Source organism: Mycobacterium sp. NGS66 (assembly GCF_059812225.1).
This window is the reverse complement of sequence record NZ_JCALCG010000001.1, coordinates 194,576-208,273: the sequence shown is the minus strand read 5'-3', so window position 1 is coordinate 208,273 and position 13,698 is coordinate 194,576. Positions and strand designations below refer to the sequence as shown.

15 protein-coding genes are annotated in these 13,698 nt (G+C 67.6%); 13 read left to right on the top strand and 2 right to left on the bottom strand.

Going from position 1 to position 13,698, the window contains the following annotated elements:
* Positions 1–20: 20 nt before the first annotated feature.
* From AC5Y2L_RS01020 to AC5Y2L_RS00980, 9 genes are all read left to right on the top strand, one after another.
* Positions 21–278, top strand: coding sequence for a glutaredoxin family protein (locus AC5Y2L_RS01020; protein ID WP_499939596.1), 258 nt, complete (start codon positions 21–23; stop codon positions 276–278).
* Positions 279–378: 100 nt separating this feature from the next.
* The gene (locus AC5Y2L_RS01015; protein WP_499939594.1) at positions 379–1,785 is read left to right on the top strand and encodes a glutamyl-tRNA reductase; all 1,407 of its coding nucleotides are present in this window, start codon (positions 379–381) and stop codon (positions 1,783–1,785) included.
* Between the two features lie 13 nt (positions 1,786–1,798).
* Positions 1,799–2,746 carry a hydroxymethylbilane synthase gene (gene hemC / locus AC5Y2L_RS01010; RefSeq protein ID WP_499939687.1) on the top strand — a complete coding sequence of 316 codons (948 nt, stop codon included), beginning with the start codon at positions 1,799–1,801 and terminating at the stop codon, positions 2,744–2,746.
* A 55-nt stretch (positions 2,747–2,801) separates the two neighbouring features.
* The gene (locus AC5Y2L_RS01005; RefSeq protein ID WP_499939685.1) at positions 2,802–4,493 is read left to right on the top strand and encodes a bifunctional uroporphyrinogen-III C-methyltransferase/uroporphyrinogen-III synthase; all 1,692 of its coding nucleotides are present in this window, start codon (positions 2,802–2,804) and stop codon (positions 4,491–4,493) included.
* A 91-nt stretch (positions 4,494–4,584) separates the two neighbouring features.
* A complete protein-coding gene (gene hemB, locus AC5Y2L_RS01000; protein WP_499939592.1) occupies positions 4,585–5,553 on the top strand; it encodes a porphobilinogen synthase in 969 nt (322 codons plus the stop codon).
* Positions 5,554–5,596: 43 nt separating this feature from the next.
* Positions 5,597–6,154 carry a transport-regulating membrane protein Mce1N gene (mce1N, locus tag AC5Y2L_RS00995; RefSeq protein ID WP_499939590.1) on the top strand — a complete coding sequence of 186 codons (558 nt, stop codon included), beginning with the start codon at positions 5,597–5,599 and terminating at the stop codon, positions 6,152–6,154.
* Positions 6,139–6,396, top strand: coding sequence for a hypothetical protein (locus AC5Y2L_RS00990; protein ID WP_499939588.1), 258 nt, complete (start codon positions 6,139–6,141; stop codon positions 6,394–6,396). Before mce1N ends, AC5Y2L_RS00990 begins: the two co-directional genes overlap by 16 nt.
* A 51-nt stretch (positions 6,397–6,447) precedes the next feature.
* The gene (locus AC5Y2L_RS00985) at positions 6,448–6,681 is read left to right on the top strand and encodes a hypothetical protein (RefSeq protein WP_499939586.1); all 234 of its coding nucleotides are present in this window, start codon (positions 6,448–6,450) and stop codon (positions 6,679–6,681) included.
* Positions 6,678–6,941, top strand: coding sequence for a hypothetical protein (locus AC5Y2L_RS00980; RefSeq protein ID WP_499939584.1), 264 nt, complete (start codon positions 6,678–6,680; stop codon positions 6,939–6,941). Before AC5Y2L_RS00985 ends, AC5Y2L_RS00980 begins: the two co-directional genes overlap by 4 nt.
* A gap of 34 nt (positions 6,942–6,975) precedes the next feature.
* On the opposite strand, the gene AC5Y2L_RS00975 is transcribed toward AC5Y2L_RS00980, so the two are convergent.
* Positions 6,976–7,407 (bottom strand): STAS domain-containing protein, encoded by a 432-nt coding sequence (locus AC5Y2L_RS00975; RefSeq protein ID WP_499939583.1) that lies wholly within the window; start codon positions 7,405–7,407, stop codon positions 6,976–6,978.
* A gap of 319 nt (positions 7,408–7,726) precedes the next feature.
* On the opposite strand from AC5Y2L_RS00975, the gene AC5Y2L_RS00970 reads away from it, so the two are divergent.
* Together AC5Y2L_RS00970 and AC5Y2L_RS00965 are read left to right on the top strand one after the other, a co-directional pair.
* Positions 7,727–9,001: an acyltransferase family protein gene (locus tag AC5Y2L_RS00970; RefSeq protein ID WP_499939581.1), complete on the top strand. Its 1,275-nt coding sequence runs from the start codon at positions 7,727–7,729 to the stop codon at positions 8,999–9,001.
* A 27-nt stretch (positions 9,002–9,028) separates the two neighbouring features.
* Positions 9,029–9,718: an Rv0518 family GDSL lipase gene (locus tag AC5Y2L_RS00965; protein ID WP_499939579.1), complete on the top strand. Its 690-nt coding sequence runs from the start codon at positions 9,029–9,031 to the stop codon at positions 9,716–9,718.
* A 331-nt stretch (positions 9,719–10,049) separates the two neighbouring features.
* Here the strand turns inward: AC5Y2L_RS00965 and AC5Y2L_RS00960 are convergent, their stop codons facing one another.
* On the bottom strand, positions 10,050–10,943 hold the full coding sequence (locus AC5Y2L_RS00960; RefSeq protein ID WP_499939683.1) for an alpha/beta hydrolase: 894 nt from the start codon (positions 10,941–10,943) through the stop codon (positions 10,050–10,052).
* Positions 10,944–11,150: 207 nt separating this feature from the next.
* Between AC5Y2L_RS00960 and AC5Y2L_RS00955 the strand changes: the two genes are divergently transcribed.
* Both AC5Y2L_RS00955 and AC5Y2L_RS00950 read left to right on the top strand, forming a co-directional pair.
* Positions 11,151–12,296 (top strand): LLM class flavin-dependent oxidoreductase, encoded by a 1,146-nt coding sequence (locus AC5Y2L_RS00955; protein ID WP_499939578.1) that lies wholly within the window; start codon positions 11,151–11,153, stop codon positions 12,294–12,296.
* A 2-nt stretch (positions 12,297–12,298) separates the two neighbouring features.
* Complete coding sequence (locus AC5Y2L_RS00950; protein WP_499943439.1) at positions 12,299–13,636, top strand: MFS transporter; 1,338 nt, start codon at positions 12,299–12,301, stop codon at positions 13,634–13,636.
* The last annotated feature ends 62 nt before the right edge of the window (positions 13,637–13,698 follow it).

The following is a 13,698-nucleotide window of genomic DNA, read 5'->3' as shown; positions in this document are numbered from 1 at the left end:
CGGCTGCCAAACTGGTGGCCGTGACGCAACGCCAGGTCGAGCTGTTGACCCGCAACGGCTGCGCCATTTGCAAGCGGGTGCATGCCCGGCTGGCCGAACTGGCTACCGAGCTGGGCTTCGGCCTGTCGGTCACCGATGTGGACGCCGCGGCGTCGGCGGGCAATCCCGGGTTGCGGGCCGAGTTCGGCGACCGTCTGCCGGTGATCCTGCTGGATGGCCGCGAGCACAGCTACTGGGAGATCGACGAGCCGCGACTGCGTGCGGATCTCGCGCGGTGAATGGACGCCGGCCGATATTTGGTAGGCCAGCTCGTAAACCATTACCGTAGACAGCAGTTTTACCGCTGCTAAGCAAGGGGGCTGGCCAGGTGATGCTGCCGTGAGCATCCTGCTCTTCGGGGTTTCGCACCGCAGTGCGCCGGTCTCGGTCCTGGAACAACTCAGCATCGACGAATCCGATCAGATCAAGATCGTTGACCGGGTGCTGCAGTCACCGCTGGTCACCGAGGCCATGGTGTTGTCGACGTGCAATCGGGTCGAGGTGTACGCCGTAGTGGAGGCGTTTCACGCTGGGCTTTCGGTGATCGGTCAGGTGCTGTCCGAACACTCCGGCATGTCGATGGGTGACCTCACCAAATACGCCTACGTCCGCTATAGCGAGGCGGCCGTCGAGCATCTGTTCGCGGTGTCCAGTGGGCTGGACTCGGCCGTGGTCGGGGAACAGCAGGTGCTCGGCCAGGTGCGCCGTGCCTATGCGGCCGCCGAGGCCAACCACACCGTCGGCCGGGTACTGCATGAGCTGGCCCAGCGGGCGCTGTCGGTGGGTAAGCGGGTGCACTCCGAGACCGGCATCGACGCCGCCGGCGCCTCGGTGGTGTCGGTCGCGCTCGGGATGGCCGAGCGCAAGCTGGGCGGGCTGGACGCCAAGACCGCCGTCGTGATCGGCGCCGGTGCCATGGGTGCGCTGTCGGCGGCGCACCTGACCCGAGCGGGAATCGGGCGCATCCAGGTGCTCAACCGGTCGCACTCCCGCGCGCAGCGGCTGGTTCGCAAGATCCGCGAATCGGGGGTGCCGGCCGAGGCGCTGACGCTCAACCGGCTGCCGGACGCGCTCGCCGACGCCGACGTGGTGGTCAGCTGTACCGGTGCGTTGAGCCCGGTGGTTTCGCTGGCCGACGTGCACCACGCGCTGGCCGCCGCGCGCCGTGACGAAGCGGCCCACCCGCTGGTGATATGCGATCTGGGCATGCCGCGCGACGTCGATCCGACCGTGGCCGGACTGCCCGGCGTCTGGGTCGTCGACGTGGACCGCGTGCAGCGCGAGCCGTCGGCCCACGCCGCGTCCGCCGACGTCGACGCCGCCCGGCACATCGTGGCCGCCGAGGTTGCCGCCTACCTGGTCGGGCAGCGGATGGCCGAGGTCACGCCCACCGTCACGGCACTGCGCCAGCGCGCCGCCGATGTGGTCGAGGCGGAGTTGCTGCGCCTGGACAACCGCCTGCCCGGGCTGGAAAGCGCCGAGCGCGAAGAGGTGGCCCGCACGGTGCGCCGCGTGGTGGACAAGCTGCTGCACGCACCCACGGTGCGGATCAAGCAGCTGGCCAGCGCACCCGGCGGCGACAGCTATGCCGAGGCGCTGCGCGAACTCTTCGAACTCGACCAGACCGCCATCGACTCCGTGGCCGCCGTCGGCACCGCCGGCGAAATACCAGTTGTAGCAAGCGGATTGGACGCTACCCGGCACCCGCGCGAGGCGCCGGGTAGCGCGCAGAAATCCGCCGAGTAGCCGATTGGCGCACGTGATCCGGATCGGCACCCGGGGCAGCCTGCTGGCCACCACCCAGGCCGCCGGCGTCAGGGACGCCTTGATCGCCAACGGCCATGACGCGGAGCTGGTGACCATCAGCACCGCCGGCGACCGGTCGTCGGCACCCATCGCGGATCTCGGCGTCGGCGTCTTCACCACCGCGCTGCGCGAGGCCATCGAAGAGGGCCGGGTGGACGCGGCGGTGCACTCGCACAAGGATTTGCCAACCGCCGCGGACCCCAGGTTCACTCTCGCCGCAATACCCCCGCGAAACGACCCGCGCGACGCTCTGGTGGCCCGCGACGGGCTGACGCTGGGGGAGTTGCCGGTGGGTTCGCTGGTCGGTACCTCGTCGCCGCGGCGGGCCGCACAGCTTAGAGCATTGGGTCTCGGTTTGGAAATCCGCCCCCTAAGAGGCAACCTAGATACCAGGTTGAACAGGGTAAGCAGTGGTGATCTTGACGCCATCGTGGTAGCCCGGGCTGGTCTGGCCCGGTTGGGCCGCCTCGGTGATGTCACCGAGACGCTGGAACCGGTGCAGATGTTGCCAGCACCGGCGCAAGGCGCGCTCGCGGTCGAGTGCCGCGCCGGCGATCATCGGCTGGCGGCTGTGCTGGCGGAGTTGGACGACGCCGACACGCGCGCGGCGGTCACTGCGGAGCGTGCCTTGCTCGCCGAACTGGAGGCCGGCTGCTCCGCACCGGTGGGCGCAATCGCTGAGGTGGTGGAGTCCATCGATGACGAGGGCCGCGTCTTCGAAGAGCTGTCGCTGCGCGGCTGCGTAGCGGCGCTGGACGGATCCGACGTGATCCGCGCGTCCGGCATCGGCAGTGCCGATCGGGCCCGGGAGCTGGGGCTTTCGGTGGCCGCGGAACTGTTCGAACTGGGCGCGCGGGAGCTGATGGGTCGAGCGCGGCAAGACCCCGCGCCAGGAAGTTAACCAGACGCTAGAAAAGACCTGAAAAGACCAGGAAGATGACGTGGGAGCGACAATGATGACGCGAGGGCGTAAGCCGAGACCGGGCCGCATCACATTCGTGGGCTCGGGTCCGGGCGACCCAGGCCTGCTGACCACGCGGGCCGCCACGGTGCTGGCAAATGCTGCCCTGGTGTTCACCGACCCCGACGTGCCGGAGCCGGTTCTGGCGTTGATCGGCACGGACTTGCCACCGGTGTCCGGGCCGGCGCCGGCCGATGCCGGGAATACCGCGGGCGATGCCGAAAAGCCTTCCGCCGCAGACAAAGTCGCGACCAGTCCGCCGCTTGCGGTGCCCGGTGCCCCGGAAATCCGCCCGGCTCTGGGCGATCCGGCCGATGTCGCCAAGACGCTGACCGCCGAGGCCCGCACGGGTGCCGACGTGGTGCGCCTGGTGGCGGGTGACCCGTTGTCGGTGGATGCGGTCATCGCCGAGGTGAACGCCGTCGCGCGCGCCCACATGCACATCGAGATCATCCCCGGGCTGGCCGCGACCAGCGCGGTCCCGACGTACGCGGGGCTCCCGCTGGGCTCGTCGCACACCGTTGCCGACGTGCGCGCGGAAGTGGACTGGGATGCGCTGGCCGCCGCGCCGGGGCCGCTGATCCTGCAGGCCACCGCGTCGCATCTGGCCGACGCCGCGCGCACCCTGATCGAGCACGAGCTGGCCGAGACGACGCCCTGCGTGGTCACCGCGCACGGCACCACCTGCCAGCAACGTTCGGTCGAGACCACCTTGCTGGGGCTGACCGATCCGGCCGTGCTGAACGGCACTGACGCCGGACTGTCTGCTACCGCCGGGGGCGACCCGCAGAGCGGGCCCCTGGTGGTGACCATCGGCAAGACGGTGGCCAGCCGGGCGAAACTGAACTGGTGGGAGAGCCGAGCCCTGTACGGCTGGACCGTGCTGGTGCCTCGCACCAAGGACCAGGCCGGCGAGATGAGCGAGCGGCTGACGTCGTACGGCGCGCTGCCCATCGAGGTGCCGACCATCGCCGTCGAGCCGCCGCGCAGTCCCGCGCAGATGGAGCGTGCGGTCAAGGGCCTGGTCGACGGCCGTTTCCAATGGGTGGTGTTCACCTCCACCAACGCGGTGCGCGCGGTGTGGGAGAAGTTCGGCGAGTTCGGTCTGGACGCCCGCGCGTTCTCCGGGGTGAAGATCGCCTGCGTCGGCGAGTCGACGGCCGACCGGGTCCGTGCGTTCGGGATCAGTCCGGAGCTGGTGCCGGCCGGCGAGCAGTCGTCGCTCGGTCTGCTGGACGAATTCCCGCCCTATGACAGCGTTTTCGACCCGGTGAACCGGGTGTTGCTGCCGCGCGCCGACATCGCCACCGAGACGCTGGCCGAGGGGCTGCGGGAGCGGGGCTGGGAGATCGAGGACGTCACCGCATACCGGACGGTGCGGGCAGCGCCGCCGCCGGCGACCACCCGCGAAATGATCAAGACCGGCGGCTTCGATGCGGTGTGCTTCACGTCGAGTTCCACGGTGCGCAACTTGGTCGGCATCGCCGGCAAGCCGCATGCGCGCACCATCATCGCCTGCATCGGTCCCAAGACCGCTGAGACCGCCGCCGAGTTCGGGCTGCGGGTCGACGTCCAGCCCGAAACCGCCGCGGTGGGTCCGCTGGTCGACGCGCTGGCCGAGCATGCGGCCCGGTTGCGCGCGGAGGGAGCGCTGCCGCCGCCACGCAAGAAGAGCCGCAGGCGATGAATTCTCTTGCGTTGACTCGGCAGCTGAGTTTGCATTCAAGGCGCAAAAGTGCGAGTAACCTCCGCCCTCGACGCAGAGTCAACGGACGAGAATGAGGCAGCGGCCGCGCCGGCTGCGCTCCACCCCGGCCATGCGTCGCCTGGTAGCCCAAACCTCCTTGGAGCCAAGGCATTTGGTGCTGCCGATGTTCGTCGCGGACATCGACGAACCGCGGCCCATCGCATCGATGCCGGGAGTGCTGCAGCATACCCGTGATTCCCTGCGCAGCGCTGCCGCCGACGCGGTCAACGCGGGCGTCGGTGGGCTGATGTTGTTCGGTGTGCCTCGCGAGGCGGACAAGGACGCGACCGGGTCGGCCGGCACCGATCCCGACGGCATCCTCAACGTCGCGCTGCGTGACCTCAGCAAGGACCTCGGTGATGCCACCGTCTTGATGGCCGACACCTGCCTGGACGAGTTCACCGATCACGGGCACTGCGGCGTGCTGGACGAGTCGGGCCGCGTCGATAACGACGCCACCGTGGCCCGCTACGTGGAATTGGCTGTGGCGCAAGCGGAGTCGGGTGCCCAGGTGGTCGGCCCGAGCGGGATGATGGACGGCCAGGTGGGTGCCATCCGGGACGGGCTGGATGCCGCCGGCCACAGCGACGTGGTGATCTTGGCGTACGCCGCGAAGTTCGCGTCGGCGTTCTACGGCCCGTTCCGCGACGCGGTGAACTCCAGCCTGTCCGGTGACCGGCGCACTTATCAGCAGGAGCCGGGCAACCTCCGCGAGGCGTTGCGCGAGATCGAGCTGGACCTCGACGAGGGGGCCGACATCGTGATGATCAAGCCGGCTATGGCGTACTTGGACGTTGTGGCCGCGGCGGCCGGCATCTCCTCGGTGCCGGTGGCCGCATATCAGGTCTCGGGGGAGTACGCGATGATTTGTGCCGCGGCCGCGAACAATTGGATCGACGAGCGCGCCGCAGCGCTGGAATCGCTGACCAGCATCCGGCGCGCCGGGGCGGACATCGTGCTCACCTACTGGGCCGCCGAGGCGGCGGGTTGGCTTTCCTGACAGGCCCGCCGGCGAGTAACAATCACGGGATGGGGTTTCTTCGATGACACCCGCAACAGATAACGACAAGCCGTTGTTCTACGAACCCGGCGCCAGCTGGTGGTGGCTGCTGGCCGGCCCCGCCTGCGCGCTGTCGCTGATTCTGGTGGAGATATCCAGCCACGCCAGGATCAGCCTGCTGATCCCCGGCATTTTTCTGGTGATGGTGTCGCTGTTCGTGGGATTGCAGGTGTTCGCGGCTCGGATCCACACCTCCGTCGAGCTGACCCAAGACGCCCTGCGGCAGGGCACCGAGACCATCCTGATCTCCGAGATCGTCAGGATCTTCCCGGAGGCCGAGAACTCCGTGGCATCCGGGAAAGACCTGGCGAAGTGGCAGACCGCGCGGGCCCTCGGTGAACTGGTCGGCGTACCGAAGGGACGGGTGGGCATCGGGCTGAAGCTGACCGAAGGCCGCACCGCTCAGGCCTGGGCGAAGCGACATCGTCAGCTGCGGGCCGCGTTGACCCCGCTGGTTCAGGAGCGGGTCGGTCCAGAGGTCGTCGACACCGCAGACACCGACGACATCGACGAGGAAAACGATTCTTGGCCACCTCGGTGACGGCCCGGGCCGTGTTGGCGCTCGGACTGGCCTGCGCGGCGGCGGCCGGTGCGGCGGTGAGTTGGGTGCATGCGCGGTACACGGTGAGCGTGGCACCGATCACCGACGGGCAGCCGGTCACCACCTCATTGGTCTATAACCCGCAGCTGCTGTTCTTGACGATGGTGTTGGCGATCGCCGCGGGGATCCTGGTCGTGCTCGGGGTGGCGGCGCTGCGGCGCGGCAGGGTCAGCAGCCGGTAGGTAGCCAAACACGCGTTTGCCCATTATGGGAAAATGGGATAACTTGAGGCCGTGACTGAACTCGCACTCGTGGAAACCGATGACCGCAGCCGTGCAGTGCTGCCCGGGCGTCCCAACCAGCGCTTCGTGATGCGCGAGAACCCTGATGGGAGCCTGCTGTTGCAGCCAGCGCGGTTGGTGAGCGAGGCCCAGTACGAGTTCGACTCTGATCCCGAGTTGCGCGACCTGCTGGCACGTGCCGCGGCGTCTCCGACGGTACGTCGGAAGCGGACGCGCAAAGCGTGAGCGTTGAGGGTGATTATTCGGAAGTCGCCGACATCCAGCTTGACGCGCTGGAGAATGGCCCCGACGTCGACTTGTACAACAGCGTCTTGGACACCATCGAATTCATCTTTCGGCTTCCCGGCCAAGCCCAGTCCCTCTCCACGGCTATCACCACTCCCGACGGCATTCGCATGCGTCTGCCAGTCATCGGCCATCCGCCCTACAAGGTCTTCTGGTCCACCGAAGGCCCCCGAATCGAGGCCATATTCCCGCACCCGTGAAGGACGTGCGACGGTCGTCGGCAAAAAGCCCTAGCTAGGCCGTCTTCCCGATGAGCGAGAGCACCATCTGACGACGCCGGCGGATGACCTCGGCCGCGTTGTGCAGCGCCTCGTGCACCGACCGCGTAATCGGGAACATCGCGCCGGCCTCAGCGCCGAGCGCCTCGATGACCGCTGGGCTGGCAACCAACATCCACTCCACCCCAGCCGCGCGCCATTCGTCATCGAGCATGCACAGCAACCCGATCCCGACCGGCGCGAAGGTGTGCAGCTCCGACAGATCAAGCACCACGCGGTCGGTCTCTAGGACGAAACGCCGAACGGAGGCTTTGACCTGATCGACGTTGATGACGTCGATTTCGCCGCTGACGGTCACCACCGTGGCCAGGTGACGACTGTAAGCCCGAACCTGGGCGCCACCGCAGTCAAAAGTGGCGTTCTCCCGTCGAGTGATCACGGCAGTCATGTGCAGCCCCATTCCTGTGGCGTCGTCGAAGCGCTGACCAAACCTGCCTATACGTTCCTCGCCAAACCTAAGGAGACCGACAGTCAGGTCTAACTCTTTGCTAAAGAAGTGGCGTTTGGGACTGTTGCGGAACCGAAACGAGCTGCTGCCGCGGTGCCGCCACGCCTCACACCGGTTGCGCTGTTAGGCTGCTTTGGCTGCCGGTTGCCAGATGGGCGCTGCCCCGATCTGCGTGGTAGGGCCGCTGTAAGCGGCGGGCCCGCCCGGTCAGCCGACCAGAAAGCCAACCGCAGAGCAGAGTCCGGACGGAAAGAACAGCGTGCGCACCGGAGACACCAAGGGCGAGATCAAGGCCCTGACAGGACTCCGCATCGTCGCCTCGGTCTGGGTGGTGCTGTTCCACTTCCGGCCGATGGTGTCCGATGTGTCGCTCGACCTGCGGGAGAACCTGGCGCCGGTGCTCAACTGCGGCGCGCAGGGCGTGGATCTGTTCTTCATCCTCAGCGGCTTCGTGTTGACCTACAACTATCTCGACCGCATGGGTCGCAGGTGGTCGTGGCGCGGGACCGTGCATTTCCTATGGCTGCGGCTGGCCCGGGTATGGCCGGTTTACCTGGTCACGTTGCACCTGGCCGCGGCCTGGTTCATCCTCACGCTGCACGTCGGACACACGCCCTCGCCCGACATCGGCAGGCTCACCGCGATCAGCTACGTGCGCCAGGTGCTGCTGGTCCAGCTGTGGTTTCAGCCGTTCTTCGATCTGTCCAGCTGGGACGGCCCGGCCTGGTCGATCAGCGCCGAATGGCTGGCCTACCTGCTGTTCGGCGGGCTGGTGCTGGTGATTTTCCGGATCCAGCATGCGACCAGGGCGCGGGGACTGATGCTGCTGGCTTTCGCGGCATCGCTGCCGCCGGTGCTGCTGCTGCTGTCCAGCGGGGTGTTCTACACGCCGTGGAGCTGGTTGCCGCGCATCGTGACGCAGTTCGCCGCCGGCGCGCTGGCCTGTGCGGCGGTGCGCCGGCTACGGCCCACCGATCGCGGCCGCCGCATCGCCGGGTACCTGTCGTTGCTGCTGGTCGTGGCGATCGTCGGGATCCTCTACTTCCTGCAAGCGCATCCGATAACCGGGGTTTACGACAGCGGCGGGGTGGTCGACCTGCTGTTCGTTCCGCTGGTGATAACGCTGGCGATCGGCGTCGGCAGCCTGCCGAGGCTGCTGTCGACCCGCTTCATGGTCTACGGCGGGGAGATCTCGTTCTGCCTGTACATGGTGCATGAGCTGGTGCACACCTCCTGGACCTGGGCGGTGGTGAACTTCCAGCTGCGGCCATGGCAGACCGACAACCCGTGGCGGTGGAACATCTTCGGCCTGCTTGCGATCGCGGTCGTGCTGTCGATCCTGCTGTACCACGTGGTCGAGGAGCCCGCCCGCCGCTGGATGCGCAGGATGGTCGACGCCCCGTCCACGCCCGCGGGTCACAACCCGGATGCGCCGACGGTGGTCGAGCCCGAAGAGCCGGAGAGTGCCGAGCTGGATCAGCTGGAGGCCGAGACGAACGAGGCGCTGGAACCGGTTCCGGCGCGCGCGGGTTGACAGGTGGCTGTGCGCGCGAATGATGTCATGAGCCGTCTCACGGCCTTCGTCATGGGTCTGACGGTGGTGGCCGCCGTGGTTATCGAGAGCACCGCGCATCCGGTGCGAACCTTTCAGGCGCTGAGCCTGGATTTCAGGTTGAACCACGTCGCAGTGGTCGGCGACTCGTATACCACCGGCACCGACGAAGGCGGACTCGGCCGTCGATCATGGACCGCCTGTGCCTGGCGGATGTTGTCGCAGCGCGGCGTTCGGATAGCGGCCGACGTGGCGGCCGAGGGCAGGGCCGGCTACGGCGTGCCGGGGGACCAGGGCAGCGTTTTCGAGGATCTGACTGCCCGGGCGGTCAAGCCCAGCGACGCGTTGGTGGTGTTCTTCGGTTCCCGCAACGACCAGGGCGTCGACCCGGGGGTGCTGGGCGAAAAGGCCCGCAGCACATTCGATTTGGCGCGCCGCTTCGCGCCGTCGGCCAGGTTTCTGGTGATCGGGCCGCCGTGGCCGACCGCCGATGTGCCCCCGGCCGTCCTGCAGATCCGCGACGTGCTCTTCGGCGCGGCCCGCGACGCGGGGGCGGCGTGGGCGGACCCGATCTTCGAACGCTGGTTCGTCGACACGCCCGGGCTGATCGGTCCCGACGGCGTGCACCCCAACGACGCCGGGCATCAGTACCTGGCGGACAAGATCGCACCGCTCATCGACGCGCAGTTGCGCAGGTAGTAACTCAAACAGTCGGCGGCACAACGGCATTCAGTCGTTGGCGTGGCGCTCGTAGTCCCAGCGCTCGAGGCGGGCCTGCAGTTCGACCAGGCCCAACCCGGCGATTGGCGCCGCCGCTGAAATACAGACCAGCAAGAGCGTCATCTCAAACCTCCAACAAACCTTTCATCTCTTAGGACGCGCGACTCCACCAAGAAGTTCACCCCCTCGAAAGGGCGCTGTCGGCCAGCGCGCCGATAACCGGTGCCGTAGTTGTGCGTATTGGGTCGTGACGTTCCGCTGTGCGGGTCGCCGGGTGGTTGCTGGCTGCTGGACCGTCATCGCTTTGGCCTTATGTCGCCATCCAGGTCAGCTCGGCGGGCAACTGTCCGCGCCAGTAATCGACGTCGTGTCCGCCCATGGAGAAACTGCCCGCGGGTGGCTTTTTCAGTTGGTTGACGAACGCGCGAGTGGCCGGATAGAAGCGGTCGAAGGTGCCGCAGTCCACCCGCAGCGGAATCGAGTTCAGTGCCGGAAGACCCGTCACGCTGTTTTGCGCCCAGTCGTCGTAGCTGTCGAACGCCCCGGGTGCGCTGCTGGCGTACGACGTGTACAGTGCCGGGCTGATCGCGCAGATCCCCGCAGTCCGCGTGGGTCCCAGCCGCGAACCCAGTAGCAGCGCCCCGTACCCGCCCATGGACCAGCCCATGAAGGCCACCCGGGAGGTGTCCATGCCCATGGTGGACAGCATCGGCAGCAGCTCTTCGAGCACCATGGTGCCGGAGTCGCTGCCGGAAGTTCTCTTGTGCCAGTAGGTGTTTCCGCCGTCGACGCCCACCACGGCGAACGGCGGCTTGCCGTCGTTCACCAGTTGGGCCAACGCGTCCTCGACGCCGACCTCGAGCATTTGGCCGGCGTCGCCGTCCTTGCCGTGCAGGGCGATCACCGGGCGCAGCTTCGATAGCTGGCCTTTGCCTCCACCGTGGCCGGGGGGCAGGACGATTATCCAGTTGGTCTGGACGCCGCCGCGCGCTTGTGAGACGAACGAGCCGGTGAGCCGGTTCGACTGCGTGCTGCTGCCGGCCGTCGCGGGCTCGAAGGGTGCGGGGGCAAGCGGATCAGGCGCCGCTTGTGGCTCGAGCGGATCCAACAATGCGCCCAAAGCCCACACGCCAACCGCTCCCGCGCTGGCACCGGCGCCCATCCGCAGCACCGCACGACGGTTCAGGGCAGGCACGAGGGTCATAATGCCGCGCCGAGTGGGGTTCACCGCTACTGCCACGCCGCAATTGGAAGAGCTTTGTGATATCGCGGTCATGGATACGTGACCTAGCCTGCGCGTCCGGAAACGGGGTCAGCGGCAAGGTTTTTCAGCGCGACGGAGCTGCCCGGGGATTCAATCTGGAAGTTTTCAACCCTCGCGCTTGGCGGCGATATCCCGCACGATGCGGGAATGAGCTTGGCATTTCACTGGTTTCTGCCCACCTACGGCGATTCGCGCAACCTGGTCGCCGGCGGGCACGGCACATCGATGCACGGCGACCGGCCGGCGACGCTGCGGTACCTTCGCCAGATCTGTTCGGCGGCCGAGGACAACGGTTTCGAGGCAGTGCTCACACCAACCGGATTGTGGTGTGAGGACGCCTGGTTGACGACGGCGACGTTGATCGAGGCCACCGAGACGCTGAAGTTCCTGGTCGCGTTCCGTCCCGGGCTGCTCAGCCCGACTCTGGCCGCGCAGATGGCCGGGACCTTCCAACGACACTCCGGCGGGCGGCTGCTGCTCAACGTCGTCACCGGCGGTGAGCCGCACGAGCAACGGGCCTACGGCGACTTCCTGGACAAGCAGGCGCGCTACGCCAGGACCGCGGAGTTCTTGCACGTGGTGCGCCAACTGTGGACGTCTCGGGAGCCGGTGACCTTCACCGGCGACCACATCCACGTGGAAGACGCCGTGCTGAACAACCCGCCCGACCCGGTGCCTCCGGTGTTCTTCGGCGGGTCGTCGAAAGCGGCCGGGCCGGTCGCGGCGAAGTACTCCGACGTCTACCTCACCTGGGGCGAGCCCGTCGCGGCCGTCGGAGAGAAACTCGACTGGATCCGCGGCCTGGCTGGCCAAGCCCGTCGGGACGTGCAGTTCGGCTTGCGCATCCACGTGATCACCCGCGACACCTCCGAGCACGCCTGGGCCGAAGCCGACCGATTGCTGGCTGCCGTGGACCCCGCGGACGTCGAGCGGGTGCAAGCCAGCCTGGCGCGCAGTGAATCGGAGGGCCAGCGCCGCATGCTGCAGTTGCACGGCGGCAGCAGCAGCCGGTTGGTGATCGGGCCCAACCTGTGGGCCGGAGTGGGACTGGTGCGTGGTGGCGCGGGTACCGCACTGGTCGGCTCGCACGCCGAGGTCGCCGAAAGACTGGCCGACTACGCGAAGTTGGGCATCAGGCACTTCATCTTGTCGGGATATCCGCACCTGGAAGAGGCCTACTGGTTCGGCGAGGGCGTGCTGCCGCTGCTGGCGCGCAAGGGGCTGTGGAGTAATCCCAGCCCGGCGTCGAAACCGGTTGCGGCAACGCCGTTTGCGGTCGCTTCGGCGCACTAGCCATGGCGACCACCCTGCCCGACGCCCGGGCCACCGTCGACTGGCACGACGAAACCGACTTGGAGCGGCGCCGCAGGCTGCGCGTCGTCGTCGCCGCCAGCCTGCTGGGCACCACCGTGGAGTGGTACGACTTCTTTCTGTATGCCACCGCGGCCGGTCTGGTGTTCAACAAAGTGTTCTTTCCCAACGCGAGTTCGTTGGTGGGCACCCTGTTGGCGTTCGCGACGTTCGCGGTCGGCTTCGTCATGCGGCCGATCGGCGGCATGGTGTTCGGCCATATCGGCGACCGGATCGGCCGCAAGCGCAGCCTCGCGCTGACGATGCTGATCATGGGCGGCGCGACGGCCTTGATCGGGGTGCTGCCGACCGCCGCGCAGATCGGGGCGTGGGCTCCGGTGTTGCTGCTGGTGCTGCGCATGCTGCAGGGTTTCGCGTTGGGCGGCGAATGGGCCGGCGCGGTGCTGCTTGCCGTCGAGCACAGCCCCGGCGACCGGCGCGGCCGTTTCGGTGCGGTACCGCAGATCGGTCTTGCCCTCGGATTGGCTTTGGGCACCGGCATTTTCGCGATATTGCAAGTCGCGCTCGGGCCGAGCCGATTCCTCGCCTACGGCTGGCGGATCGGGTTTCTGCTGAGCCTGGCGCTGGTGGTGATCGGCATCCTGGTGCGGTTACGGGTCGACGAAACCCCGGCCTTCCGGGAGCTGCGGTCGCTGGAGGCAACGTCGACTGTGCCCTTCCGGGAGATCGTCCGCGAGCCGCGTTCGAGGCGAAACACCTTGTTGGGACTGCTTTCTCGCTGGGCGGAGGGTTCGGCATTCAACACCTGGGGGGTTTTCGCCATCAGCTATGCGACCGGCGCCCTGGGTTTGAACCGGGTCTCGGTTCTGGTCGTGGTGACCATCGCAGCACTGCTGATGGCGGTTCTGCTGCCGGTTTCGGGGGCGCTGGCCGACCGTTTCGGTGCGCGACGGGTGTACCTGGTCGGCGTCGCCTGCTATGGCCTTGCGGCGTTTCCGGCATTCGCCTTGTTCGGCACCAAGAACCTGGTCTGGTTCGGGCTGGCGATGATTGTCGTCTTCGGAGTCGTGCACGCGCTGTTCTACGGCGCGCAGGGCACGCTGTACTCCGCGCTGTATCCCACCGGCACCCGCTACACCGGTTTGTCGTTCGTCTACCAATTCTCGGGGGTGTACGCCTCCGGTGTCACGCCGATGATCCTGACGGCGCTGATCGCGGCGGTTGGGGGAGCGCCGTGGCTGGCGTGCGGTTATCTGGTTGGCACGGCCGCGATCAGTGTGCTTGCCACTGCTCTGATCCGCGAGCAAGATCTGCATCTTTGAGACCTCGGTGCGCCGAGCCTGCGCAGAGGGCGGGCCTTCGGCGCCGCGGCCCTCCGTGACCG